The organism is Streptomyces sp. NPDC111516, assembly GCF_055635345.1.
The window spans coordinates 72,249-96,007 of the sequence record NZ_JBVKBV010000003.1 but is presented as its reverse complement, the minus strand read 5'-3'; the positions used below and the strand labels follow the sequence as shown (position 1 = coordinate 96,007).

Below are 23,759 nucleotides of genomic sequence, written 5' to 3'. Positions count from 1 at the left end.
GTGGGGCACGGGCGCGTGAGGGGCGGGCGCCGCCCCGGCCGTCACGCCCCCAGCCGCTCCAGCAGGTCCGGCAGATCGGCGAAGGAGTCGATCACGTGGTCCGGGGTGCCGGTGGCTGCCCGGTGGGTCTCGGGGAGGTACTTGCCGGTCCTGACGAGTACGCCGGTGAGCCCGGCGCGCTGGGCCGCCAGGACGTCGGACTCGATGTCGTCGCCGACCATCAGGGTCTGGGCCGGGGTGGCGCCGAGGTGGGCCAGGGCCGCGGCGAAGAACGACCCGGCGGGCTTTCCGGTGATCTCCGCCTCGACGCGGGCGGCCCGCTCCAGCCCCAGGAGGAAGGCCCCGGTGTCGAGGTCGAGGCCGGAGGCCGTGCGCCAGTACATGTTGCGGTGCATGGCGACGAGCCGGGCACCGCGCCGGACATGGCGGAAGGCGCGGTTGAGCGCCGCGTAGGTGAAGGCGTCCCCGGCCCCGCCGAGGACGACGACGTCCGGCTCGGCGCCGTGAGCCGGACCGGATTCGTCCTCGTCGACGAGTGTCACGCCCGTCAGGTCGTCCCGGATGTCGCCCGTGTTGATCAGCAGGCAGCGGGCGCCGGGGTGGTGCTCCCGCAGGTGCGCGGCGGTGACGGCGGGGGCGGTGAGGATGTCGTCGGCCGAGACGGGGAATCCCTCGCCGGCCAGTCTCCCGGCGATCGAGGCGCGGGTGCGGGAGGTGGTGTTCGTGACCAGTGCCAGCGGGAGCCGCGCCTCGCGCAGCCGCTCCATGGCTGCCACGGTGCCGGGCAGCGGCTTCCAGGACACCGTGAGGACGCCGTCGATGTCGATCAGGACCGCTCCGATTCCTTCCATGCAACCGACCCTGCCCGAGTTGCGCGCCCGCCGCACTTGGGGTTGTTTCGAAGAAGGGAAGCGAATGGGAAGGGTGAACTACCGTGCTGTTCGCCGACCGTACGGACGCGGGACAGCAGCTGGCCGAGGCGCTCCGGGAGCTGGAGCGGGAGAGCCCCGTCGTGCTGGGCCTGCCCCGCGGCGGAGTCCCGGTGGCCTTCCAGGTGGCGCAGACACTGGGTGCCGAGCTCGATGTGATCGTGGTCCGCAAGCTCGGTGTACCGCACCACGAGGAGGTGGCCTTCGGGGCCATCGGCGAGGGCGGCGTACGCGTCCTCAATGAGGACGTCGTCAGCCATATCCGGGTCGGGAAGCAGGATCTCGCGGCGATCGAACGGGTCGAGGCGGCGGAACTCGCGCGGCGCGCGCAGGCGTACCGCGCGGGCAGGCCGCGGACACCGGTCGAGGGCCGGACCGTGATCGTCGTGGACGACGGCATAGCGACCGGCGCCACGGCCGAGGCCGCCTGCCGGGTGGTACGGGCACAGCACCCGGCACGCATCGTGGCGGCCGTACCGGTGGCGCCGCCGGACGCGGTCGCCCGGCTGCGGGAGAGCGCGGACGACGTGGTGTGCCTGTCCATGCCGCGCCTGTTCTACGCCGTCGGCGAGTGGTACCGGGACTTCGGGCAGACCTCGGACGCGGAGGTCATCTCCCTGCTGGCACAAGCCAGGCAGGGCGGGCATGTGACGCCAGGCACCGACTGAGCGGAGCTCACAAAATGGGCGCCCGGCTCGCGGCGCCCGGCACGCACGGGGACGGGCGGCACCGGGTCGGCGGCCGTCCCGGTTCCCGTGGTGCTCAGTTCCCGTGGTGCGGGCCGAGCGGCGGCGGCGTCCACGCGGCGTGGCGCAGGATCGCGCGGACCGTGACGCCCGACGGTGCCAGCCGGAGCGCGGTGTCGCGCAGGGCGACAGCCACCGGGTTGCTCAGCTGCTGGCCCATCCGTCCGGCCCGGCGCGCGGCGAGGGCGACCGACTGGCTGCGGGGCCGGCGCTCGGCGTCGTAGCGCAGCAGTGCGGACTCGACGGTGGGCTCGGTCGACAGCGCGGTGGCCAGGGTCACCGCGTCCTCCAGCGCCTGGCAGGCCCCCTGGCCGAGGTTCGGCGTCATGGCGTGGGCCGCATCGCCCAGGAGCGCGACGCGACCGGCGGTGTAGGAGGGCAGCGGGGTCACCAGTTCGGTCACGTCGTGGTGCAGGACGGCGTCGGGCCGGGTCGCGTCGAGCAGGGCGGGGATGGGTTCGTGCCAGCCGCCGAACCGGCGGCGCAGCTCGGCGAGCGGGTCGGGGTGGCGCACACCGGCGGGCGCGTTGAGCACGGCGTGCCACTCGGCCCGGCCGTCGGCGAAGGCGATGTGGCCGAACTCGGCGCCCCGGCCCCAGGTCAGTTCGAAGTCCGTACGCAGGTCGACGGGGCGCTCGGTGATGGCACGCAGGACGGTCGACCCGCTGTGGACGGGGCCGGGGTGGCCGGGGAAGAGCCGGCCGCGCAGCCGGCTGTGGACGCCGTCGGCGGCCACGATCAGGTCCGCGTCCAGGGTCGTGTCCCCGAAAGTGGTCCGTACCCGTGCGGGGCGGTTCTCGTCGACGCGCCCCACCTCGGCTCCGACGACCAGTGACTCGGGCGGCAGGGCCTCGCGCAGCAGACGGTGCAGGGTGGCGCGGGGGATGCCGACGATCGGCGTGCCCAGCTCGCGCTCCAGCGCGGCCCCGTCCATCCGCGCCAGCAGGCGGCCGTCCGGGGTCCGGGTGCCTCCGGTGTACTGCGGCCGTGCGGCCTCGCGTACCGCCTCGCCGACGCCGAGGGCGTTCAGCGCCCGGATGCCGTTCGCGTGCAGGGAGATGCCCGCGCCCACGTCATCGAGGACGCGGGCGCGTTCGACGACCGTCGTCTCCCAGCCGATGAGACGCAGCCCGATCGCGGCCGCCAGACCGCCGATTCCGCCACCGACGACCACTGCGCTGTTGCCCATGTCAGGTCCCCTTCTCTGTCGCCCGTACCTCCTTCTACAGCTGTAGAAGGAGGTACGGGCAAGAGTATGCCTGTCTCTCTACAGGTGTAGAAAGGGGTGGTGACCACAGAACGACGCACCCTCCTCGCCGACGCGGCCATCGGCGTGCTGGCCGAATCCGGGATGCGGGGCCTCACCCACCGGGCCGTGGACCGGGCGGCGGATCTCCCGCCCGGCACGACCTCGGCGTACTTCCGTACCCGTCAGGCGCTGCTCACCGCGCTCGTGCGGCGGCTCGTCACCCGCGACCAGGCGGAGCTCCGGACGGCCGGCGAGGAGGTGCCGGCGCCGCGGAACGCGGACGAGCTGGCGGACGGGATCGCCGCCTTCGTCGAGCGGCGGCTCTTCGGCGAGGGGCGGCAGCGGTCCCTCGCGCGCTATGCGTGTGCCGTCGAGAGCGTGCGGCATCCGGAGCTGCGGGAGATTCTCGTGCCCCGCGAGAACGCGGCACGGGACAGCGTGCGGGCGTTCCTGGACGGACAGGGCGTGGCGGACGCCGAGGGCCGCACCCTCACCCTGCTGGCGTGCGTGGACGGGCTGGTCTTCGACCGGCTGGTGGGCGGCGGGGGCGTACTCCACGAGGAGATCCGCGGCCTGGTCGCGGCAGCGCTGCGGGGGGCCGCCGGGGGCGGCGGGTAGCGGGGGCAGGGGGAGGGGGGCCGCGGCCCCGGTGAGGGCGGTGGCGGCAGCAGTGACGGACCGGGCGAGGAGCGTGAAAGATCTGCGGTAAGTCGTCGTGCCGCAAGCCTTGTTGAGCCGAACGCCGCAGCCCGTCCGGGAGGCATGACGGTACCCGGTGGGGTTGTGAGCTGCTGTCGGTTTGCTGAGCCGAACGGTCAGCCCCCGGGACAACTCTCTTTCATTCAGCGACTGTTCCTGCCGAAGAGCAGCTTCCACGGTGCGATGGCGGACTCGATCTGCACGCTCAGGCCGAGCTTCGACTCGCCCTCGACCCGCTCCTCGAACCGGATCGGCACCTCGACGATCTTCAAATGGCGTTCGACCGTGCGGTAGTTCATCTCCACCTGGAAGGAATAGCCGTTGCTGCGGACCGAGGACACATCGATCGCCTTCAGCGTCGACGCCCGCCAGGCCTTGAAACCCGCGGTGGCGTCCTTCACCCGCAACCGCAGGATCGCGTTCACATAGAAATTCGCCCATGCGGAGAGCGCCTTGCGGTGCCAGGGCCACTCAGTGGCGAGGGAACCGCCCGCGACGTAGCGGGAACCGATCACCACGGCGGCGTCCTCGGCGAACAGCGTCTCGATCATGACCTGGAGCCTCGACGCCGGGTGGGAGAGGTCGGCGTCCATCTGGACCACCACGTCCGCGCCCTCGGCGAGCGCACGCGCCATCCCCGCCACGTAGGCGCGTCCCAGCCCGTCCTTCTCCGTGCGGTGCAGCACACCGACCACCCCGCCGGTGCCGGCCGCGAGCTTGTCCGCGACCTCGCCCGTACCGTCCGGCGAATTGTCGTCCACCACGAGGATGTGCAGGTCGGGCAGGCCCAGATCCATCAGGAGATCCACGAGGACGGGCAGGTTCGTGCGTTCGTTGTAGGTGGGCACGACCACCACGGTCTTCGGTGAGGCCTTCTCCACGGCCATTCCCCCCATGTCCGCTTGAGGCGCTTTTGCATCGTTCTCCGCGCAGGATCGCGCGAGCCTAGCATCCGCCGCCCGGGCCTCTCGTCACACTTTTCCTCCGGCATCCGTCAGTGACGGGCTCACGGGGAAGTCGGCCGGCGTCCCCTGCCACCGCGATGCGAGGCGGCGGCAGGGGAACGCCGTTGAAGAGGAACCGCCACCGGTCCCGGGCGATTCAACCCGTTCCACGCCGGCAGCGGTCCGTCAGCCGCCGACGCTAGGCGCGGGTGCGCCGCCCCGTCGCACACCACGCTGACGGCCCGCCGGGCGCCACTCCAACGGCAGCCGCTCTCCGTACGATGCGACGTGCACACATGACCCGAGAGCGAGAGGTTCCTCCAGTGGCAGTCAGCAACACCGCTCCTGCGTCGGCGCGCCCCGTCACGGTCGTCACCGGCGGCAGTCGCGGCATCGGTGCCGCCACCTGTGTGCGGCTGGCGTCCGAAGGGCATGACCTCGCCCTGGGCTTCGTGCGCGACGCCGGGGCCGCCGAGCGGACCGCGGCGGCGGTGCGGGCCGCAGGGGCGCGCTGTGTCACGGTGCGGGTGGACACCGCCGTGGAGGCCGATGTGGAACGGCTCTTCGACACCGCGGCCGCACAGCTCGGCCCCGTCACCGGGCTGGTCAACAACGCGGGGGTGACGGGCCCGCTCGGCCGGCTCGTCGACACGTCCACCGAGACGCTGCGCCGGGTCCTCGACGTGAATCTCCTCGGCTGTCTGCTGTGCTGCCGCCGGGCCGCGAAGGACATGACGGCCACCGGTTCCGGCGCGATCGTCAATGTCTCCTCGGCCGCCGCCACCCTCGGCAGCCCCGGGGACTTCGTCCACTACGCCGCCACGAAGGCGGCGACGGACGCCCTGACGATCGGGCTCTCCAAGGAACTGGGGCCCGACGGCATCCGGGTCAACGCGGTCGCCCCCGGAATGATCGACACCGACATGCACGCCACCGCGGGCGACCCCGACCGCGCGACCGCGGCCGCGTCCGGCATCCCGCTCCGCCGCCCGGGAGCGGCCCCGGAGATCGCGGCCGCCATCGCGTGGCTGCTGTCGAGCGAGGCGTCCTACGTGACGGGGGCGGTGCTGCGGGTCTCGGGCGGGCGGTAGCGGAAGAGGAAGAGGGGCGGCCGAACCGTCGGCGCGGCAGGCCCGACTCCGTCCGGATCGCCGAACGCGCACCGCACGCCCGGAACTTCCGGATTTCTTCAGCCCCGTCGTCTCACTGACTGTGCGGTCAGTTGATGCCGACCTGACCAGCGGTCATAATGAGCGTGTAGCCCTTCACGCATCCCCCGTCGTGAAGGGCTACGTCCATGTGTGGGACATGTCCCCTTTGTTCAAGCCGACTTCGCGGGCAGGGGACTCCCCTCGTGGTCCCCTGCCCATGTTTTTTCGAGTTAACAGTGACGTAGAGTGTTTGCGCAAGCCCACTCCCGTACGGCCGCCCGCGCCGCCTCCTGATTCGCCCCCGATACGCCCCCGGTTCCGCCTCCCGCGCCGAGGACACCGCGGCCGGGTTCGTTACAGTACGACCCCGTTGACGGAATCGAAGACCGTGCGGCACCGGTCGGACGGGGACGGATACGTGGGGGGCCGGATGGGCAGCGGCGAGGAACGCGCGCCGGAGCTGCGGACGTTGCAGCAGAAGGTCGAGTACATGGTGGAGAAGACGTTCCCCGGTCAGAAGATCTCGGGGCGGGTCTTCGCCGATCTGGTCAAGGAACGCGGCGGCTCACTCTCGCACAGCTACTTCTCCAACATCCTGGCCGGAAAGGTCACCCAGCCGTCCGAGGACATCCTCAAGGCGCTCGGTCTGGGCTTCGGCGTCGACTGGCGGTTCTTCAAGGAGGAGTCCGAGGTCGTCGACGACGTCGTCGCCGGTCTGCAGTTCCTCGCCAAGCGGCGTACGGGGGAGATCAGCGGACTGGCCGGGCGCGGCCTCGACGAGGACGGACTCCCGCCGGAGCTGCTGCAGTTCGCGCTCTCCCTGCTGGAAGACGCCAGGGGCCGGCAGGGCGCGGGCGCCACCGCGCATGGCGAGCCGGAGAAGTAGGTCTCCATGTCGCTGCGCGAACTACGGAAGGAGTGCGAGGCCGGGCTGGCCGACCTGCCCATCCCCGCACCCTTCTCCATCGACGCACTGGTGGCGAACATGGAGGCGGCCCGTGGCCGCACCATCGTGCTGCACGAGATGCCCGACCGGCTGGCGCGCGTCAACGCCGCCTGCGGTCTGCGGCTGAAGACCGGCGGGACCAGCTTCGTGCTCTACCGGCGGCGGCCGACCGAGTACCAGACCCAGCACGTCATCCTGCACGAGCTGTGCCACGAGTGGTTCGACCACGGCACCTCGCTCGACCCGGAGCAGCTCCGGCGGCTGCTGCCGGTCTTCGACACCTCGCTGATCAGCCGGGTCCTCGGAGCCGACCCCCCGCCGCGGCCCGCCGGCACCGCCCCGCCGCCGGTGGCCGACTCGATCGCCGACGCGATCGTGGCGGGGGACCGCACCGTACAGGCCCGCGCGCAGTACGACACCCACGACGAACGCATGGCAGAGTTCGGCGCGTCGCTCATTCCCCGGATGGCCAGGGACGTCACGAGCGACGACATGGTGGGGCGGCTGGCCAACTCCCTCGCCCGCCCCGTCGCCACCCGCCGCCGCGGGCTGTTCCGCCGCACCTGACACCGCACCTCACTTTTCCCTCACCCCCGAGGATTCCGCCGTGAACCCGCTCGACCTCGCCGGCTATCTCATAGCAGCCCTGATGACGGCCGTCGCCCTCTGGCGCATGCCGGCCGCCCTGTGGGGCGACGAAGAAGACAAGCGCCGCCGGGCGCTGTGGGGCTGCTACGCGGGCTTCGCCGCCGCCCTGTGGACCAAGACCCGGGCCGTGCGCATCGCGCTCAACGACAGCGCCGTCACCGACCTCGCCGTCCTGATCAAGCACTACACGGCGACGATCGCGATCCTGGCGATCCTCAGCTACATCGTCGCGATCTACGGCCGGTACCCCGACGCCGGAACCGTCCCGCGGCACGTACGGTTCGCCCGCGCCGTCCAGCAGGTCGCGGCCAAGGCGTCGATCGCCACGCTGATCCTGCTGACGGTGCTGTTCTTCACCGTCGTCGACCGGTCCGTGCCCTCGGACCGCTTCGTCGCCGACCATGCGGGACAGTGGGGCGCCACGCTGTACATGAGCGTGTTCTACCTCTACCTGGGTGCCGCGTCGGCCGTCTGCGCGTACCAGTGGGCGCTGGCCACCGCAGGTGCCGGGACGCGTCATCTGCGCGTGGGCCTGGGGATGATGACCTTCGCCATGTTCATCGGGGTCGGCTACACCGTCAGCCGGACCCTGTTCCTGTGGGTCAGCGTCGTCGACACCCCGAGCGGGGCCTTCGCCCTCCGGTTCGACGAGGTCACCGAGGCCGCGCAGGTGGTGCTGTTCGCCTTCTTCGCGGTGGGTGCCTCCATCCCCGCCCTCAGCAAGGGGCAGCGCCGGGCGAAGCTGTGGCGGGCCCAGGTCAAACTGCACGGCCTCTGGCGCGAGCTGATGACGGCCTTCCCCGACCAGCCCTTCGACCCCCCTGCCTCGCTGGCCCGCGAACTGACCCGCTTCGACACCCCCGCGGACCTGCGCGTCGACCGCTGGGCCGCGGATATCGCCGACGCCGTCGAGAAGCTGCGCCACTACGTCCCCGACACGCTGCTCCCGGCCGCCGAGGCCGCCGCCGCGGAGGGCACCCCCGACCGCGGGAAGGCCGGACCGCTCGCCGACGCGTACTGGATCAAGGCGGCGCTGCGGGCCAGGAACGCCGGAGCGCCCGCCACGACCGCCGCGACGGTCGGGACCCAGCACGCCACCGACCAGGACGGCGAGGTGGCCTGGCTGGTACGGGTGGCCGCCGCGTACCGGACGGTCACCCAGGACCGGGCGGAGTGCGTGCTGGAAGACGCCAGATCCGCCGCCGAAGCCACCGGGACGACTCCCACGCCCTCCCTGGAGGAGACGCAATGACCACCACCGACACCGCCGGGAGCGCCGACGCCCCCGTATCGCCGCGCACCGCCGCCGCGCGCACCGTCACCGACGTGTTCCAGCCCCGCAACGTCCTGCTGGTCGGCATGCTCGGCATCGGCCTGGCCGCCGCCGGTCACTGGACCGGTCTCCTGTGGGGGTTCCTCGGCGCCCTGTGTGCCGGACTCGTCCCCGCCGGGTACATCGAATGGGAGCGCGGGCGCGGTACCTGGGGCGACCGACATGTCGTCGACCGCACCAAGCGGGCCCCGATCTTCTTCGTCATCCTCGGTTCCATCGGCGCCGGTTCGCTGGTGATGGTCCTGGGCCACGCCCCCACCGGCATCCTCGTGGCGATGCTCGCCCTCTGGGCGATGACCGTGATCCTCCTGGCCGTCAACACGGTCTGGAAGATCTCGGTGGACGCCGCGGTCGCCTCGGCCGTCGTCGCGCTGTCCGCCGCGGTCCACTCGCCGTGGTGGCTGCTCGCGTACGCGATGACGGTCGGCGTGTGCTGGTCGCGGGTCGCGCTCGGGTACCACTCGGTGGCGCAGACGGTCGCCGGTGCGTCGCTGGGGGCCGCGACGGCGAGCGCGTTCCTCTTCGGGTGATCCGGGCGCGGGCGTCCGGTCCCGGGGCGGGCGTTGAATCGATCGCCCCCGGGTACAGGTGCCCCGTGCCGAATCTCGAGATCACCACCGCAAGCGCCGACGACCTCACGATGCTGGCCGAATGGGCCCACGCGGAGGGCTGGAACCCCGGACTGACCGACCGTCACGCCTTCTTCGCCGCCGACCCGTGCGGCTTCCTGATCGGCCGGCTCGACGGTGATCCGGTCTCCTGCGTCTCCGTGGTCCGCTACGGCTCCGGCCACGGGTTCCTCGGCTTCTACCTCACCCGCCCCGAGCTGCGCGGGCAGGGTTACGGCAGCCGGCTCTGGCAGGCCGGCATGGCACGGCTGGACGGGCGCAACGTCGGACTGGACGGGGTGGTGGCCCAGCAGCCCAACTACCGTAGATCCGGCTTCCGTCCGGTCTGGACGACGATGCGTCACGAGGGCCGGCCGCCCGCCGGCCTGCCCGCCCCGCCCGGCACCGATCTCGTCGACGCCCGCAGCATCCCCTTCGGGCGGCTGGCCGCGTACGACCGCCGGTTCTTCCCCGCCGAGCGCGACAGCTTCCTCGCGCCGTGGATCGCCGGGCCCGCCCGTACCTCGCTCGCCGCCGTCCGCGACGGGGAGCTGCGGGGCTTCGCCGTGCTGCGTCCCTGCCGCACGTCGTCCCGCATCGGCCCGGTGTACGCGGAGTCGCCCGAGGTGGCCGGCGCCCTGGTCGGCGCGCTCGCGGCCACCGATCCCCAGACCCCGGTGGCGATCGACGTACCCGACATCAACCCGGCGGCCGTGCGCCTCGCGGAACAGCTGGGCCTCAGCCCGTCGTTCGAGACCGCCCGGATGTACACGGGCCCGTCGCCGGACGTCGACCACACCGGGCTCTTCGGGATCACGAGCCTGGAGCTGGGCTGACCCGCCGTCCCTTCCGGCGGCGGCCCGGATCAACCGATGGTGCCGGTAGTACGGGCCGGGTGCGCGAGGCGAGTACCGCTATGTCGTCCTCCGCGCCCGGTCCGAACCGTTCGAGGACCTCGTCCAGCAGGTCCTCCAGGCTGCCGCTCACGGGCAGGGTCAGTTCCCTGAGCCGGCCGACCGAGACATCGATGTCCTCGCCGCGCCGCTCCACCAGGCCGTCGGTGTACAGGAACAGCACCGTGCCCGGCCCGAACCGCAGCCGCGCCGTCCGGTACCCGCCGGCCCCGGTGCCGAGCGGTGGGCCCACCGGTACCTCCTCGCACACCCTGGCTCCCACCGTCCCCGGATCGATGAGCACCGGCGGCAGATGGCCGGCGCTCGCCACCTCGCAGGCCCCGCCGAACCGGTCGACAGCGACCAGCAGACAGGTCGCCGCCCGGTCGAGGCCGGACTTTTCGACCATCCGGTCCAGCTGTTCCAGGATGCGGTGCGGGGGCAGATCGTCATCGGCGAACATCCGCAGCAACGAGCGGTAGTGGCTCATGGCGACCGCCGCCTCCACCCCGTGGCCCATCACATCGCCCATCGCCTTCAGATGCCGCCCGTCCCGCAGCGGGATGATGTCGAACCAGTCGCCGCCGACCATCACGCTCCGGTCGGCCGGCAGATAGCGGGTGGCGACCTCGATGTGCGGGTGCGGCGGGCGCGGCTCGGACAACAGGGAGCGCTGCAGCTCCAGGGCGATGGTGTGCTCGTGGCCGTACCGGCGGGCGTGGTCGAGGTCGACGGCGGCCCGGCTCGCGAGCTCGCGGGCGACCACCACGTCCTCGTCCGTGAAGGGCGGCGAGTCCCCTGCCCGGATCAGGCTGAGGACGCCGAGCGGACGGCTGCGTACGGTGACGGGCACGATGACCGCCGAATGCATCCCGAGGGCACGGTAGGCGGCGACCCGTCCGGGGGCGGGGGCGGAGCGCCTGAGGTCTTCGTCGGTGGTGTGGTTCTCCACCACCGGCTGATTGGTCGCCAGGCAGCGTGCTACGGCCGCGCCCTCCTGGTAGTCGACGTACTCACCGGTCAGCCCGAACCCCGGCAGCGCGGCGTGCAGTCCGGCCACCGCTGTCAGCGCCGCCCTGCGCAGCCGCAGCACACCCGGCGGTGCGGGGCGCACCGGGGCGGCGATGTCGGGCGGGAACACCTCGACCGTGGCGAGGTCCGCCAGCCCCGGCACGACGAGGTCGACGAGTTCCGCACAGGTGGTGTCCATGTCGAGCGTGGTGCCGATCCGGGCGGCCGCGGTTTCGAGCATGACCATGTGCCGCCGGGCCTGTTCCAGCTCGCGCCGCCCCTGATCCGAGGCCATGACCTCCAGCACTATCCCGGCCAGGCCCACGATCCGCCCGTCGATCTCCAGCCGGTGGAACGCCCCGTGCCAGTACCGCCGGACCTTGCCCCCCGCGGCGGCGGTGTACCCGCTGGACGTGATCTCGCGGGGCTTTCCGTCGGCGAGCACGGCCCGCATCAGGTCCTCGCGCGCGTCGACCCCGGGAAGGACCTCGGCGACGGTGCGCCCGAGGTGTGCGGCGGCCGGCACGCCGTTGAGCCGTTCGAGGGCCGGGTTGACGTACACATAGCGCAGCCCCGTGTCCAGCACGCCCACCCCGGCCATGGAGTCGCCGACCAGGGCCGTCAAAGTCGCGGCGTCGAACGGCACGTCGAACGGCACGACGCTGTGGTCGTACACATCGGCCGACACATCAACCTCCTGGGGCGGCGGCGCGGACCTCCCGCCGCCCGGCCTCACATCGTCGGCCGCCCACCCCGGCCGCTCATCCGCAGCCACCCCCTCGCCACGTCCTCATCCGCAGGGCGGGCCCTGGGCCCGCCCCCGCCGCGCGCCCACGGTCCGTGCACTGCCCCAGGGCCCGGGCGGGTGAACGCCCGGGGCTCCATGACTCCGGCTCAGGTGAGCGGGTGCGACGTCCGGCCGGACGCCGCGTCGATCTCGTCGTGCGCCTTCGTCAGCATCTTCATCGCCAGCTCATTGAGTGCTCTGGCCCCCGCGATCTCCTCGCCGACCCTCGCCTGCTGCTTGTCGGAAGGGTGACGGCTCGCATATCCGTGGGCACGCACCTCGGCCCCGTCCGGAAGCCGCACCAGTGCGGCCGCACGGGTGCGCTGACTGTCCTCCTCGAATTCCAACTCCACATGCCACCCGACTGCTGTGTGCATCATGACGATCACCTCCCTACCAGGGTGCTCCCGTTCCCCCGCCCCTGCACCACGAACAGAACCGGCTTGCGGGCCGGTCGTGACCCAGTCGGTGAGACGAAATCCAGGGTCTGTCCACAGCCTGTGGACAGACCGGCCTTGGTCCGGACAGTCATCCGGCACCAAAAGCGAGTAAAAGATTGCCGTAACCCGGCAGTATCCGTTGCCGGGTGTATATGGGATCATCCAGCCAGTTCGATGGAATTCGTGGAACGGGGAGGGTGATCGCGTGACCTTGTTTCTCGGTCTCGGCATCGCGGGAATCATCCTGCTCGCCCTGTCCCTGATCTTCGACGGCATCCTCGAAGGTCTCTTCGGAGGCGTACTGGACGGCCTCTTCGACGGTCTCCTCTCGCTCCCCGTCATCGCCGGATTCCTCTCGATGCTCGGCTTCGGCGGCGCGATCGTGCTCGGCACCACCGGCGTCGGTACGGTCGCCGCGACCGCCGCCGGAGTGCTCGCCGGGATCGTCGCGGCCTGGCTGACCTGGAAGTTCAGCCGGGCCCTGATGCGGGACCAGACCAGCACCACCCCGCGCGGCGACGATCTCGTCGGCACGTCCGGGTCGGTCGTCACCGCGATCCCGGCCGACGGCTACGGCGAGGTCCTGCTGCGCCTCGCGGGCCAGACCGTGAAGCTGGCGGCGAAGAGCCCGGTGCCGGTCGAACGCGGCACCGAGATCTGGGTGGAGGCCACGCTGTCGACCACTTCGGTCGCGGTCCGCCCCGTCGAGCGCTGATCACCGCCGGCCGACACACCGCCCGAAAAACAAGCTGCCGCCCCCGCAGGGAGGCAGGGGGGACACCCTTATGAGCCCAGTCGTGACCGCAGTCATCGGAGTCGTCGTACTCGTGGTACTGCTCGCCCTCGTCGTCATCACCCGCTACAAGGTCGCCGGGCCCAGCGAGGCGTTCATCATCACCGGACGCCGCGGCAAGAAGTCGACCGACCCGGTGACCGGCCGCACCAGCATCGACAACAGCGGCCAGAAGGTCGTCGTCGGCGGCGGCGTCTTCGTCGTCCCGTTCGTCCAGCAGAAGTTCACCCTTGACCTGTCCAGCCGGCACATCCCGGTGGCCGTGCGCGGAGCCGTCACCCTGCGGGGTGTGAAGTCCAACCTCGAAGGCGTCGCGATCGTCAAGGTCGGCGGCAGCGAGGAAGCGATCCGGGCCGCCGCCCAGCGCTTCCTCCAGCAGCAGGACGGCATCGTCGGCTTCACCCAGGAAGTGCTCTCCGGAGCGCTGCGTGCCATCGTCGGCCGGATGTCGGTCGAGGACATCATCCGCGACCGTGCCGTGTTCGCCGGCCAGGTCGCGGAGGAGGCCGAGGCCAGCCTCTCCGGGCAGGGCCTGATCCTGGACGCCTTCCAGATCCAGGACATCACCACAGAGGGTTCCTACCTCGAAGACCTCGGCCGCCCCGAGGCCGCTCGCGCCAAGCAGGAGGCGGACATCGCCGAGGCGATCGCCAAGCGCGCCTCCGAGCAGGCCCGGCTCAAGGCGGCCGAGGAGATCGCCATCGCCGAGCGGACCTTCTACCTCAAGCAGGCCGAGATCAAGGCCGAGACGGAAGCCGCCGCGGCCAAGGCCAACGCGGCGGGCCCGCTCGCCGAGGCGGCCCGCCGGCAGGAAGTTCTCCAGGAGCAGGAGAAGGTCGCCCAGCGCCAGGCCGCGCTGACCGACCGCGAACTCGACACCAAGGTCCGCAAGCCCGCCGACGCCGCCCGCTACCAGGCCGAGCAGGAGGCCGAGGCCCGCCGGATCGCCCAGGTCAAGGAGGCCGAGGCGGAGGCCGAGCGCTCCCGGCTGACCGGTCAGGGCGAGAAGCTGCACCGTTCGGCCCTCGCCGACGCGGTGCGCATCGAGGGCGAGGCGGAAGCCGCGGCCATCGCGGCCAAGGGTGCGGCCGAGGCCGAGGCCATGCAGAAGAAGGCGGACGCATTCGCGCAGTACGGCGACGCGGCCGTGCTCCAGATGCTGGTCGAGGTGCTGCCGCAGGTCGTCGCCAGGGCGGCCGAGCCGCTGAGCGCCATCGACAAGATGACCGTCATCTCCACGGACGGTGCGAGCCAGTTGTCGCGCACGGTCACGGACAACGTCGCCCAGGGCATGGAACTCCTCAGCTCCACCACGGGAGTCGACCTGGCAGCCCTGCTGAAGAACCTCAAGGGCGGTGCCGCAGCCGTGACTTCGGCCGGTCTGCCCGCTCAGGCCAAGGACGCGGTGAGCGGCACGGCCGCATCTCCCGCCGCATCTCCCGACGGGAAGATCGAGATCACCGACTGATCCGGCCGACACCCCGCTCGTGCCCGGCCGGCACCGCACCGGCCGGGCACGCGCACGTCCGGGCACGGGAATGTCCCGGGCACGCGCACGTCCGGCCTCGTGGCGGCCGCCGCTCCGGCGTCACTCCGTCAGGTCCACCCGCACCGTCAGCAGGTTCGTGCCCAGGGCCCGCACCGCCGCGCTGTTGTAACGCGGGAGCTGCTTGAGCCGGGCGTGCGCGTCGTCCTCGGGGAGCAGGTGGGCGGTGCCCGGGTACCACCGGCCCTTGATCCGGACCCGGACCCGGGGGTCGGCCTGGATGTTGCGGACGTACTGCGACTTCTCGCCGTACTCCGAGACCAGCCAGAACGCCTGGCCCACGCGCCGGCCGCCGAGCGGGGTGCGGCGCGGGAGGCCGGACGTGCGGCCCGTCGTCTCCAGGAGGGTCTGGGAAGGCAACCGTCTGGTGAGCGGGTTGGCGACATGCCGCTGGAACGACGTGACCACCCGGAACTGGAGCTCTCGGCTACGCGACATCCTCGGCCCTTCCGCCGGTTGCTGCGGTCGTCCGGACGGCGGCCCCGGCCGCCGTCCGGCCCGGGCGAGTGTAGCCGTGGGTCCGCCTCTCGCCCGTGTGCCGGGACCGGCGGAACCCTCCGGATAAAGTAATGCGCAGTTAAAGAGATCGCCAAGTGCGTCGCCATGTCGCCGCACCACTCGGGAGGAAGCCATGGGAACCCACCGCACCACGCTGCCCGGAGTCGGCGTGCAGTACGACTACACGACCGAGTCGGGACAGCACATCTCCGTCGTCGTCCACCACGACGGGCGGCGGTTCATCGGCTTCTACGACCAGGACGATCCCGATTCGTGTCGCCTGTCGGTACCCCTGACACCACTGGAGGCCACCGGCCTCGCACACCTCATCGACGCGGCGCCCATCGACGCCGTACGGACCGAGGGCATCGATCTCGTCACCGAGCACATCCCGCTCGGGACGCGCTCCCCGTACGGCGGGCGGCTGCTCGGGGACACGAAGGCGCGGACGCGGACGGGGGCCTCGATCGTGGCCGTGCTGCGGACGCACAGCGCGCATCCGTCACCCGGGCCGGACTTCCGGCTGGCCATCGGGGACACGCTCGTCGTCGTCGGTACGAGGGAGGGCGTCGACGCGCTCTCCGAGATCATTGCGGAGGGCTGACAGTGCACGACACGACCGCACTGCTGGTGGAGCTCGGCTCCGTCATTCTGGGCCTGGGCATCATCGGGCGGTTCGCCGGGCGGATAGGGCTCTCGCCGATTCCGCTCTATCTGCTGGCGGGGCTCGCCTTCGGCGAAGGCGGGCTCCTGCCGCTCGGCGCCAGTGAGGAATTCACCGCCGTGGGCGCCGAGATCGGGGTCATTCTGCTGCTGCTCCTGCTCGGCCTGGAGTACAGCGCATCGGAACTGGTGACCAGTCTCAAGACCCAATACCCCTCCGGCGCCGTGGACTTCGTGCTCAACGCGACCCCGGGGGCGGTGGCCGCGCTGCTGCTCGGCTGGGGGCCCGTGGGCGCCGTCGCACTGGCCGGGGTCACCTGGATCTCGTCGTCCGGGGTCATCGCGAAGGTGCTCACCGACCTGGGGCGGCTGGGAAACCGGGAGACGCCCGTCATCCTCGGTGTGCTGGTCATCGAGGACCTGTCGATGGCCGTGTATCTGCCGCTGCTCACCGCGATGCTCGCGGGCGTGGGATTCGCCGGGGGCAGCATCGCGCTGCTCGTCGCGCTCGGCACCGTCGGGTTCGTGCTCTATCTGGCACTGCGGCACGGGCGGCTGATCAGCCGGGCCGTGTCCTCCGACAATCCGGAGATGCTGCTCCTGGTGGTGCTCGGGCTGACGGTGCTGGTGGCCGGTGTGGCGCAGGAGTTGCAGGTCTCGGCGGCCGTCGGGGCGTTCCTGGTCGGCATCGCGCTCTCGGGCGAGGTCGCCGAGGGGGCACGCAAGCTGCTGACGCCGCTGCGGGACCTGTTCGCCGCCGTCTTCTTCGTGTTCTTCGGGCTCTCCACCGATCCGTCCGAGATTCCGCCGGTGCTGATCCCGGCGGCGCTGCTGGCCGTCGTCACCGTCCTCACCAAGATCGCCACCGGATGGTACGCGGCCCGGCGGGCCGGGATCGGTTCGCGCGGGCGGTGGCGGGCCGGTGGAACGCTCGTCGCCCGCGGTGAGTTCTCCATCGTCATCGCCGGTCTGGCCGTGGCGACCGAGCCGCGTATCGGGCCCATCGCCACCGCGTACGTCCTCATCCTCGTCATCGTCGGACCGCTCACCGCCCGCTGGACCCAGCCGGTCGCGGCCAGGATCCAGGCTTGGCGGGGCCGGGACGGCGGTAGCGGAACAGGAGGCGGCGGTACGGGAGGCGACAGCGTTCCCGCGGGCCGCCCGGCGCCCGCCGCGCAGGAGGCGTTCGCGTCCTCGGCCGACTGAGCCGTACCGTGGTGTCGCGGCGGCGCCCGGCTGCTTCGTACGGCTCACAGCGGGGTTGCCGTGTGCAGGATTTGCACCAGCGTCACCGTCGCGTTGAGCGATGACAGCGCCGAGCTCGCCGTGCCCGTTGTCGCGACGAGCGCCGCCAGGGCGGCATGGGCGGACGACGGGGGCCACAGCCGCGCCGACGGAACGGGGGCGAGCAGCGCCGCCACCCGGCGCGGTACGGGGCCCGCGGCGGACTCGGAGGCCGGGGCGGGAGCGGCGGCGGAGGCGGCGAAGGCCGCGAAGCCGACCGAGGCGTCCGGCGCCCGGTGCGAGAAGAGCGCCGCCTTGCCGACCGCGATGGCCACCACCCGCCGGTCGCCGACCGCCCGCGCGGCCTCCTCGTCCGCCCACCGTTCGGTGCTGAACGCCACCGCCGTACGCAACGGCAGCAGGAACGGGTTGGCGCGCGCGGCGAGTTGGACGGCCAGCAGGTAGCGGTGGTGGCGGGCGGCCAGATGGGCCCGCTCGTGGGCGATCAGGGCCCGGCGCTCACGGGCGTCCAGACACTCGGTCATCGCGGTCGAGACGACGACCCGGCCCGGATTTCCGGGCAGTGCGTAGGCGTACGGCTCCGGGTCCGGAAGCACGGCGACGTCGCCCGCGGCGACGGAGGGGGCGGCGGACAGGGCGCGGCCGGCCCGGACGCGCAGCCGTACATGGCGGTACACCGTCCACCCGCACGCCCCGAGCACCGCCGCCAGCGCCCCGATCGCGACGATGCCCGCCTTCACCTCGTACGGCACCGCTTCCCGTACCTCCGGGTCCGACCAGCTGTCCGGCAGCGGATTGCCCGGGAGCTGGGCCGTGCCGACCACCATCAGCAGGGCCAGGCACAGCGTGCTGCACAGGGCGAGCAGCGTGCCGACGATGGTGAGCAGCAGGGTCGCGCTGCGCGGGTGCAGATGCTTTTCGGCGAGGCGCGCGACCGGCAGTGCGGTCAACGGGAGCACGAGCGGCAGACAGACGAAGACACCCATCGGACCGCTATCGGCCTTCCGAGTCGGGGGAGTTGCCCGCATCGGACGGATCGGACGGATCGGACGGATCGCGCAGGCCGCCGGGGTCGGCCGGCTCACCAGGGTCGTCCGGTGCCGCCGCCCGCGCCAGGAGCGCGCGCAGCCGTTCCTCGTCGCCGGGGGAGAGGGCCGAGATGAAGTGGGCGAGCACGGCGTCCCGGTCCCGTTCGCCGTCCAGTACGCGCCGCATCCGCAGGGCCGCGAGACCGGCCTCGTCGGAGGCGGACGTCCAGGTGTAGGAGCGGCCCTCGCGGGACCGGGTCACGGCGTTCTTCGCGTAGAGGCGGGAGAGGATCGTGATGACGGTGGTGTACGCGAGGTCGCCGTCGAGGTGTTCCTGCACCCAGCCGGCGGTCGCCGGGCCGTTCGCCGAGTGCAGTACGGCGAGGACCTGGGCCTCCAGTTCGCCCTGCCCGCGCCTGCGAAGCCGCCGGGTGTCGGGGCGTACCTGGTCGGGCACTTCTTGGTGGGGCGGTTCGTTGTCCGGTGGGTGGCCGGGCCTGGCCGAGTCCATCTGATCCGCCCTTCTGCGATACCGCGTCAGCCGCGGCGTCGCAGCATCCTACTTAAGAGGAGCTCACCGCTGTTTCCAGGGCACAGCGGGCACCCGTCCTGCTAACTTCTACACGTCTGTAGAGTTGGTTCTCATTCCGGCAACACAACGCAACGCAACGTATGGAGACGACGACATGGCACTGTGGGATCGGATCAAGGAATCCGCTTCGTCGATGCAGTCGCAGCTGGAAGCAAAGAAGAACGACCTGAAGAGCGGGGCGTTCCGCGACGCGAGCATGGCCATGTGCGCCCTGGTCGCCGCCGCCGACGGTTCCATCGACCCGTCCGAACGCCAGCGTGTCGCCGCGCTGATCGCCTCCAACGAGGTTCTGCAGAACTTCCCGGCGGACGATCTGCAGCGCCGCTTCAACGACTACGTGAACAAGCTCACCGCCGACTTCGCCTTCGGCAAGGTCAGCGTGCTCCAGGAGATCGGCAAGGCGAAGAAGAAGCCCGCCGAGGCGCGTGCCGTCATCCAGATCGGCATCGTGATCGGCGGTGCCGACGGCGACTTCGACAAGTCGGAGCAGGCCGTCGTGCGGGAGGCGTGCTTCGCGCTCGACCTTCCGCCGCACGAGTTCGACCTGTAGGGCCTCTCGTCCGGATCACCGGACGCCCCCATACCGCCGGAAGACCGCGGACCGACTGACCACCGGTCCGCTTCCGGCAGGCCGGAGGTGTGCTACTCCCCCCGATGCGCACCTCCGGCCACCTTCTTCCGGGCCCCCGACCCCCGCAGCCGTCACACGCATCAGCATCGCGTCACGGTTGCGGCGCCCCGGGTCACACCTCCTTGGCCGGCCAGTCCAGCAGCCGGGCGCCGATGACCGCCGTCTGCAGCGTGTAGCGGTGCATCGGGTCGGACGGGTCGGCGCCGGTCAACTGGTGGATCCGCTCCAGCCGGTAGGTCAGCGCGCGCACGCTCAGCGACAGCCGGCGCGCCGTCTCCGCGGCCACACAGCCCGCGTCGAAGTAGACCGTGAGCGTCTTCAGGAGGGGCTCGGCACCGCCGCGGGCCTGCTCCAGCGGACCCAGCTGACTGCGCACCAGATCGACCATCGCCTGCCGGTCCCGGGTCAGTACCGGATAGACCAGCAGGTCGGCGGCGTACAGAACCGGCTCCTCCAGATCCATCCGCTCCCCCAGGTCGAGCGCTTCGAGCGCCTCGTCGTACGAGTGGACCACGCCCCCGGGGCCCTCGTGCGGGCGGCCGACCGCGACCCGGCCGCCGTCCGTCGCCACGTGCGACTGTTTGGCGAAATACCGCAGGACATCGGGCTGGCTGGCGGGGGCGATGCAGACCAGCCGCCCGTCCTTCGTCGTGATCAGGATCTTCCGGCCGCCGAATCGTGCGAGCAGCGCCGCCTCGACGGCGCGCGGCACGGAGTCCGTCTCCGTGTACGCCTCCGGGCCCGTCGCCACCGCGACCGCGTGGGCGCGCGAGAGCCGAAGTCCGAACCGGGTGGCCCGCTCGGCGAGCCGGCCCAGGTCGCTGCGTCCGTACAGCAGATCGTCGATGAACTCGCGCCGTGCCGCCTCCTCGCGCCGCACTGTGAGCCGCTGGGCCCGCTCGAAGCCCTCGGCGAAGGCGTCGACGGCCTGCTCGACCGCCGCCAGCACGCGGTCGGTGGACGCGGCATCGACGGAGGCGGTGTGCGGCCAGGCGGTACGGGTCGTCGCGAGATGGAGGCCGACCAGGGCGCGCAATTGGAATCCGGCCTCGGCGGCCTCCCGGCCCAGCAGCCGCCGCGCCTCCAGCTCGTCCCGGGTCAACCGGCGGCCGGTTGCGGCGACCTCGGCCAGGATGCGGGCATAGCCCGCCAAGTACTCGTCGGGAATCTCCGGCTCCGGCACGCGCACTCCTCAAGTCCTGACGCGACATCGACACCCACTCAACGCATACGAGCAGGTGCCGGTGCCCGGCATCAAGGACCTACAAAGATTGCCGGATTCCGGCAATGCGATGCACGGCCCCGATTGAGACGATCCGGTCAGCAACACACGGGGGAACTCGGGGGATACGGGGGTACGGGGGAGACCCGGCTGCTGCGGCGCCGCGATGCGCGGTGCCGCAGCAGCGGAGTCACTCACCGCCGGATCGCCCGCACCAATGGCCCCCGTACGGAGATCGCCCGCACGAACAGACAGGGGGTGGGCCGATGCAGGAGTTCCTGAGTGCAGGAACCGCCTTTCCGGCCGTCCTGTTCGGCGCCGCACTGGCGGTGGTCGTCGTCTTCTGGCTCCTCGTACTGGCCGGTGCGGCCGACCACCACTCCTTCGACGGAGACCTCGACACAGGCATGGTCGGGGTCGGCGGAGTGCCGGTCACCGTCACGGTGTCCGTGATGGTCGTCGTCGGCTGGTTCGCGAGCCTGACCGGTACGGTCCTGCTGCACCGCAGCGGTGTCACCGGCCTCACCCGCGCCGGGCTCGCCTGCGCCGTGCTTGCCGGGGCACTGCTGATCGCCTGGGCCGTGATGCGGGTGCTGGTGCGCCTGGTGCGCCGGCGTTTCCCGGAGGAGCCTCCTCCGTCGCGGCAGGACTTCCTCGGCCGGATCTGCACGATCCGTACCGGCTCCGTCAGCTCCGATTTCGGCCAGGCCGAGGTCGCGGCGGCCGACGGTTCCACCGCGATCGTCCAGGTCAGACTGCTCGGCCCGGCGCATGACGCGGACGGCGCGGACGGTACGGAACTCACAGCGCTCACCTCGGGCAGTGCGGGGCTTCTGTACGCGTACGACGACGAGGGCGAGTTCTTCTGGGTCTCGCCGTACGACAGGGCGCTGGATCCGGGACCACCACGCTCCGGCTGACCTGCCCGCCTGCCGCCGGGACCGGCCCGTCGAAACGTCTCGCCGAAACCGTCCGGGCGGACCCACCCGCCTCTTCACCTTCCTCTCATCAGCTGCCAAGGACTGCCATGGATGCCATCACCCTGGGCTTCGGTGTGCTCGTAGCCGTCGTCCTGCTCATCGCCGTCGCCCTGCTCCTCGTCATCAGCCGGCTCTTCCGCAAGGTGGAACAGGGCAAGGCGCTGATCATCTCCAAGACCAAGAAGGTCGACGTCACCTTCACCGGGGCCGTCGTCCTGCCGGTGCTGCACAAGGCCGAGACCATGGACATCTCGGTGAAGACCATCGAGATCCGCCGCACCGGGCGCGAGGGGCTGATCTGCCAGGACAACATCCGAGCCGACATCCACATCAACTTCTTCGTCCGGGTCAACAAGACCGTCGAGGACGTCATCAAGGTCGCCCAGTCCATCGGTACGGAGCGGGCCAGCGACAAGGCGGCGATCCAGGAGTTCTTCGGCGCGAAGTTCGCCGAGGCGCTCAAGACCGTCGGCAAGCAGCTGGACTTCGTCGATCTGTACACCAAGCGCGAGGAGTTCCGGGACCGGATCATCCGGGTCATCGGCACGGACCTGAACGGCTACCACCTCGACGACGCGGCGATCGACTTCCTTGAGCAGACGCCCATGACGCAGCTCGACGGCGCCAACATCCTCGACGCGCAGGGCATTCGCAAGATCACCGAGCTGACCGCGATCGAGCATGTCCGCACCAACGAGTTCCAGCGCACCGAGCAGAAGGAGATCACCCGGCAGGACGTCGACGCCCGGGAGACCATCCTGGAGCTGGAGCGCCGGCAGGCCGAGGCGGAGATCAAGCAGCGCCGCGAGGTCGAGACGCTGCGGGCCCGCGAGGAGGCCGCGACCGCCAAGGTGCAGGAGGAGGAACGGCTCGGCGCCCAGGCCGCGTTCATCCGCACCGAGGAGCAGCTCGGCATCCAGCGCGAGAACCAGGCCCGGGAGATCGCCGTCGCGCAGAAGAACCGTGAGCGGGTCATCGCCGTGGAGAACGAGCGCATCGAGAAGGACCGCCTGATCGAGGTCATCGGGCGCGAGCGGCAGACCGAACTCGACCGGATCGCCGCGACGAAGGAGGTCGAGGCCGAGCGCCGCGAGGTCGCCGATGTGATCCGGGAGCGGATCGCCGTGGACCGTACGGTCGCCGAGCAGGAGGAGTCCATCAAGACGCTGCGGGCCGTCGAGGAGTCGGAGCGCACCCGCCGGTCGGTCATCATCGCCGCCGAGGCGGAGGCCCAGGAGAAGCTGGTCAAGGACATCAAGGCCGCGGAGGCCGCCGAGGCGGCGGCCACCCACGTGGCGGCCGAGCAGCTGACGCTCGCCGAGGCCCGGCTGAAGACCGCGGACCTGGACGCACAGGCCAAGCTGCGGCTGGCCGAGGGCATCCAGGCGGAGTCCGCGGCGCCCGGCCTCGCGGAGGTCCAGGTGCGTGACGCGGAGGCCGATGTCATCGAGAAGACCGGTCTCGCCGAGGCCGAGGCCGCGTCCGCCCGGCTCAAGGCCGAGGCGGAGGGGTCCAGGCTCAAGGCGCTCGCCGCGGCGGAGGGTACACAGGCCCAGGCCACGGCCGACGCGGCGATGATCGGCGAGAAGCTGAAGGCCGAGGCGGCGGGGCTCACCGAGAAGGCCGCCGCGATGGCGGCGCTGGACGACGCCTCGCGCGGGCACGAGGAGTACCGGCTGCGGCTCGCCGCGGAGAAGGAGATCCGGCTGGCCGGGCTCGATGTGCAGCGGCAGGTCGCCGAGGCGCAGGCGACGGTGCTGGCCGCGGGGCTGGAGAACGCCGACATCGACATCGTCGGCGGGGAGTCGGTCTTCTTCGACCGGCTCGTCTCGTCCATCTCGATGGGCAAGAGCCTCGACGGGTTCGTCGAGAACTCGGACACGGCGAAGGCGCTCGCGGGGCCGTGGCTGAACGGCACGTCGTCGTTCACGGACGATCTGACGCGGGTGCTGGGGTCGGTGTCGACGGGGGACGTGCAGAACCTGACGGTCTCGGCGCTGCTCATGCGGATGATGCGGGCGCCGGGGGCCGGGGTCGCGCCGGGCCAGGTGCAGCAGCTGCTGGCCGCGGCACGGGAGTTGGGGCTGGCGGACATGCCGGTGTCCGCGGTGACGGGCGCGGACGTTTCCGAGGTACCTGCCTCGCGGAACGGGTCGCCGGTCGCGTAGGGCGGACCC

Annotated in this window: 23 protein-coding genes and 1 pseudogene; 15 read left to right on the top strand and 9 right to left on the bottom strand. The window is 71.6% G+C overall.

Annotation, left to right across the window (positions count from 1 at the left end; translation table 11 throughout):
* Positions 1-41: 41 nt before the first annotated feature.
* Positions 42-851, bottom strand: coding sequence for an HAD-IIA family hydrolase (locus ACZ7L9_RS08420; RefSeq protein ID WP_471413649.1), 810 nt, complete (start codon positions 849-851; stop codon positions 42-44).
* Between the two features lie 83 nt (positions 852-934).
* On the opposite strand from ACZ7L9_RS08420, the pseudogene ACZ7L9_RS08415 reads away from it, so the two are divergent.
* Positions 935-1,561 (top strand): annotated as a pseudogene (locus tag ACZ7L9_RS08415) (phosphoribosyltransferase); the annotation flags it as partial.
* Positions 1,562-1,691: 130 nt separating this feature from the next.
* Here the strand turns inward: ACZ7L9_RS08415 and ACZ7L9_RS08410 are convergent.
* On the bottom strand, positions 1,692-2,864 hold the full coding sequence (locus ACZ7L9_RS08410; RefSeq protein ID WP_471413647.1) for an FAD-dependent monooxygenase: 1,173 nt from the start codon (positions 2,862-2,864) through the stop codon (positions 1,692-1,694).
* 99 nt (positions 2,865-2,963) lie between these two features.
* On the opposite strand from ACZ7L9_RS08410, the gene ACZ7L9_RS08405 reads away from it, so the two are divergent.
* Entirely contained in the window at positions 2,964-3,542 is a 579-nt protein-coding gene (locus ACZ7L9_RS08405; RefSeq protein WP_471413645.1) for a TetR/AcrR family transcriptional regulator, read from the top strand.
* A 224-nt stretch (positions 3,543-3,766) separates the two neighbouring features.
* On the opposite strand, the gene ACZ7L9_RS08400 is transcribed toward ACZ7L9_RS08405, so the two are convergent.
* Complete coding sequence (locus ACZ7L9_RS08400; protein ID WP_471413643.1) at positions 3,767-4,510, bottom strand: polyprenol monophosphomannose synthase; 744 nt, start codon at positions 4,508-4,510, stop codon at positions 3,767-3,769.
* A gap of 380 nt (positions 4,511-4,890) precedes the next feature.
* On the opposite strand from ACZ7L9_RS08400, the gene ACZ7L9_RS08395 reads away from it, so the two are divergent.
* From ACZ7L9_RS08395 to ACZ7L9_RS08370, 6 genes are all read left to right on the top strand, one after another.
* Positions 4,891-5,658, top strand: a complete 768-nt coding sequence (locus ACZ7L9_RS08395) for an SDR family oxidoreductase (protein ID WP_471413641.1) — start codon at positions 4,891-4,893, stop codon at positions 5,656-5,658.
* Positions 5,659-6,148: 490 nt separating this feature from the next.
* On the top strand, positions 6,149-6,604 hold the full coding sequence (locus ACZ7L9_RS08390; RefSeq protein ID WP_471414112.1) for a hypothetical protein: 456 nt from the start codon (positions 6,149-6,151) through the stop codon (positions 6,602-6,604).
* 6 nt (positions 6,605-6,610) lie between these two features.
* On the top strand, positions 6,611-7,231 hold the full coding sequence (locus tag ACZ7L9_RS08385; RefSeq protein WP_471413640.1) for a toxin: 621 nt from the start codon (positions 6,611-6,613) through the stop codon (positions 7,229-7,231).
* A gap of 40 nt (positions 7,232-7,271) precedes the next feature.
* Positions 7,272-8,564, top strand: a complete 1,293-nt coding sequence (locus tag ACZ7L9_RS08380; protein WP_471413638.1) for an MAB_1171c family putative transporter — start codon at positions 7,272-7,274, stop codon at positions 8,562-8,564.
* Positions 8,561-9,175: a hypothetical protein gene (locus ACZ7L9_RS08375; protein ID WP_471413637.1), complete on the top strand. Its 615-nt coding sequence runs from the start codon at positions 8,561-8,563 to the stop codon at positions 9,173-9,175. Before ACZ7L9_RS08380 ends, ACZ7L9_RS08375 begins: the two co-directional genes overlap by 4 nt.
* Positions 9,176-9,240: 65 nt before the next feature.
* Positions 9,241-10,089, top strand: coding sequence for a GNAT family N-acetyltransferase (locus ACZ7L9_RS08370; RefSeq protein ID WP_471413635.1), 849 nt, complete (start codon positions 9,241-9,243; stop codon positions 10,087-10,089).
* Here ACZ7L9_RS08370 and ACZ7L9_RS08365 read toward each other — a convergent pair.
* Positions 10,067-11,758 (bottom strand): SpoIIE family protein phosphatase, encoded by a 1,692-nt coding sequence (locus ACZ7L9_RS08365; protein WP_471414111.1) that lies wholly within the window; start codon positions 11,756-11,758, stop codon positions 10,067-10,069. The genes ACZ7L9_RS08370 and ACZ7L9_RS08365 overlap by 23 nt on opposite strands.
* Before the next feature lie 293 nt (positions 11,759-12,051).
* Positions 12,052-12,324 (bottom strand): DUF1876 domain-containing protein, encoded by a 273-nt coding sequence (locus tag ACZ7L9_RS08360; protein WP_471413634.1) that lies wholly within the window; start codon positions 12,322-12,324, stop codon positions 12,052-12,054.
* A 265-nt stretch (positions 12,325-12,589) separates the two neighbouring features.
* Here ACZ7L9_RS08360 and ACZ7L9_RS08355 point away from each other — a divergent pair, with 265 nt between their 5' ends.
* Together ACZ7L9_RS08355 and ACZ7L9_RS08350 are read left to right on the top strand one after the other, a co-directional pair.
* On the top strand, positions 12,590-13,099 hold the full coding sequence (locus tag ACZ7L9_RS08355; protein WP_471413632.1) for a hypothetical protein: 510 nt from the start codon (positions 12,590-12,592) through the stop codon (positions 13,097-13,099).
* A 70-nt stretch (positions 13,100-13,169) separates the two neighbouring features.
* A complete protein-coding gene (locus ACZ7L9_RS08350) occupies positions 13,170-14,645 on the top strand; it encodes a flotillin family protein (RefSeq protein WP_471413630.1) in 1,476 nt (491 codons plus the stop codon).
* Between the two features lie 120 nt (positions 14,646-14,765).
* On the opposite strand, the gene ACZ7L9_RS08345 is transcribed toward ACZ7L9_RS08350, so the two are convergent.
* Complete coding sequence (locus ACZ7L9_RS08345) at positions 14,766-15,161, bottom strand: nitroreductase/quinone reductase family protein (protein ID WP_471413629.1); 396 nt, start codon at positions 15,159-15,161, stop codon at positions 14,766-14,768.
* A 193-nt stretch (positions 15,162-15,354) separates the two neighbouring features.
* On the opposite strand from ACZ7L9_RS08345, the gene ACZ7L9_RS08340 reads away from it, so the two are divergent.
* Together ACZ7L9_RS08340 and ACZ7L9_RS08335 are read left to right on the top strand one after the other, a co-directional pair.
* Positions 15,355-15,825: a cation:proton antiporter regulatory subunit gene (locus ACZ7L9_RS08340; protein ID WP_471413627.1), complete on the top strand. Its 471-nt coding sequence runs from the start codon at positions 15,355-15,357 to the stop codon at positions 15,823-15,825.
* A 2-nt stretch (positions 15,826-15,827) separates the two neighbouring features.
* Complete coding sequence (locus ACZ7L9_RS08335; RefSeq protein ID WP_471413626.1) at positions 15,828-17,090, top strand: cation:proton antiporter; 1,263 nt, start codon at positions 15,828-15,830, stop codon at positions 17,088-17,090.
* Between the two features lie 44 nt (positions 17,091-17,134).
* Here the strand turns inward: ACZ7L9_RS08335 and ACZ7L9_RS08330 are convergent, their stop codons facing one another.
* Together ACZ7L9_RS08330 and ACZ7L9_RS08325 are read right to left on the bottom strand one after the other, a co-directional pair.
* Positions 17,135-18,115 carry a M56 family metallopeptidase gene (locus ACZ7L9_RS08330; RefSeq protein ID WP_471413625.1) on the bottom strand — a complete coding sequence of 327 codons (981 nt, stop codon included), beginning with the start codon at positions 18,113-18,115 and terminating at the stop codon, positions 17,135-17,137.
* A 7-nt stretch (positions 18,116-18,122) separates the two neighbouring features.
* Positions 18,123-18,668 (bottom strand): BlaI/MecI/CopY family transcriptional regulator, encoded by a 546-nt coding sequence (locus ACZ7L9_RS08325; protein ID WP_471413623.1) that lies wholly within the window; start codon positions 18,666-18,668, stop codon positions 18,123-18,125.
* A 175-nt stretch (positions 18,669-18,843) separates the two neighbouring features.
* On the opposite strand from ACZ7L9_RS08325, the gene ACZ7L9_RS08320 reads away from it, so the two are divergent.
* Positions 18,844-19,299 carry a tellurite resistance TerB family protein gene (locus ACZ7L9_RS08320; RefSeq protein WP_471413622.1) on the top strand — a complete coding sequence of 152 codons (456 nt, stop codon included), beginning with the start codon at positions 18,844-18,846 and terminating at the stop codon, positions 19,297-19,299.
* Between the two features lie 193 nt (positions 19,300-19,492).
* Here the strand turns inward: ACZ7L9_RS08320 and ACZ7L9_RS08315 are convergent, their stop codons facing one another.
* On the bottom strand, positions 19,493-20,563 hold the full coding sequence (locus ACZ7L9_RS08315) for a PucR family transcriptional regulator (protein WP_471413621.1): 1,071 nt from the start codon (positions 20,561-20,563) through the stop codon (positions 19,493-19,495).
* Between the two features lie 305 nt (positions 20,564-20,868).
* On the opposite strand from ACZ7L9_RS08315, the gene ACZ7L9_RS08310 reads away from it, so the two are divergent.
* Positions 20,869-21,522: a hypothetical protein gene (locus tag ACZ7L9_RS08310; protein WP_471413619.1), complete on the top strand. Its 654-nt coding sequence runs from the start codon at positions 20,869-20,871 to the stop codon at positions 21,520-21,522.
* A 107-nt stretch (positions 21,523-21,629) separates the two neighbouring features.
* Positions 21,630-23,750, top strand: a complete 2,121-nt coding sequence (locus tag ACZ7L9_RS08305) for a flotillin family protein (protein WP_471413617.1) — start codon at positions 21,630-21,632, stop codon at positions 23,748-23,750.
* Positions 23,751-23,759: the final 9 nt, after the last annotated feature.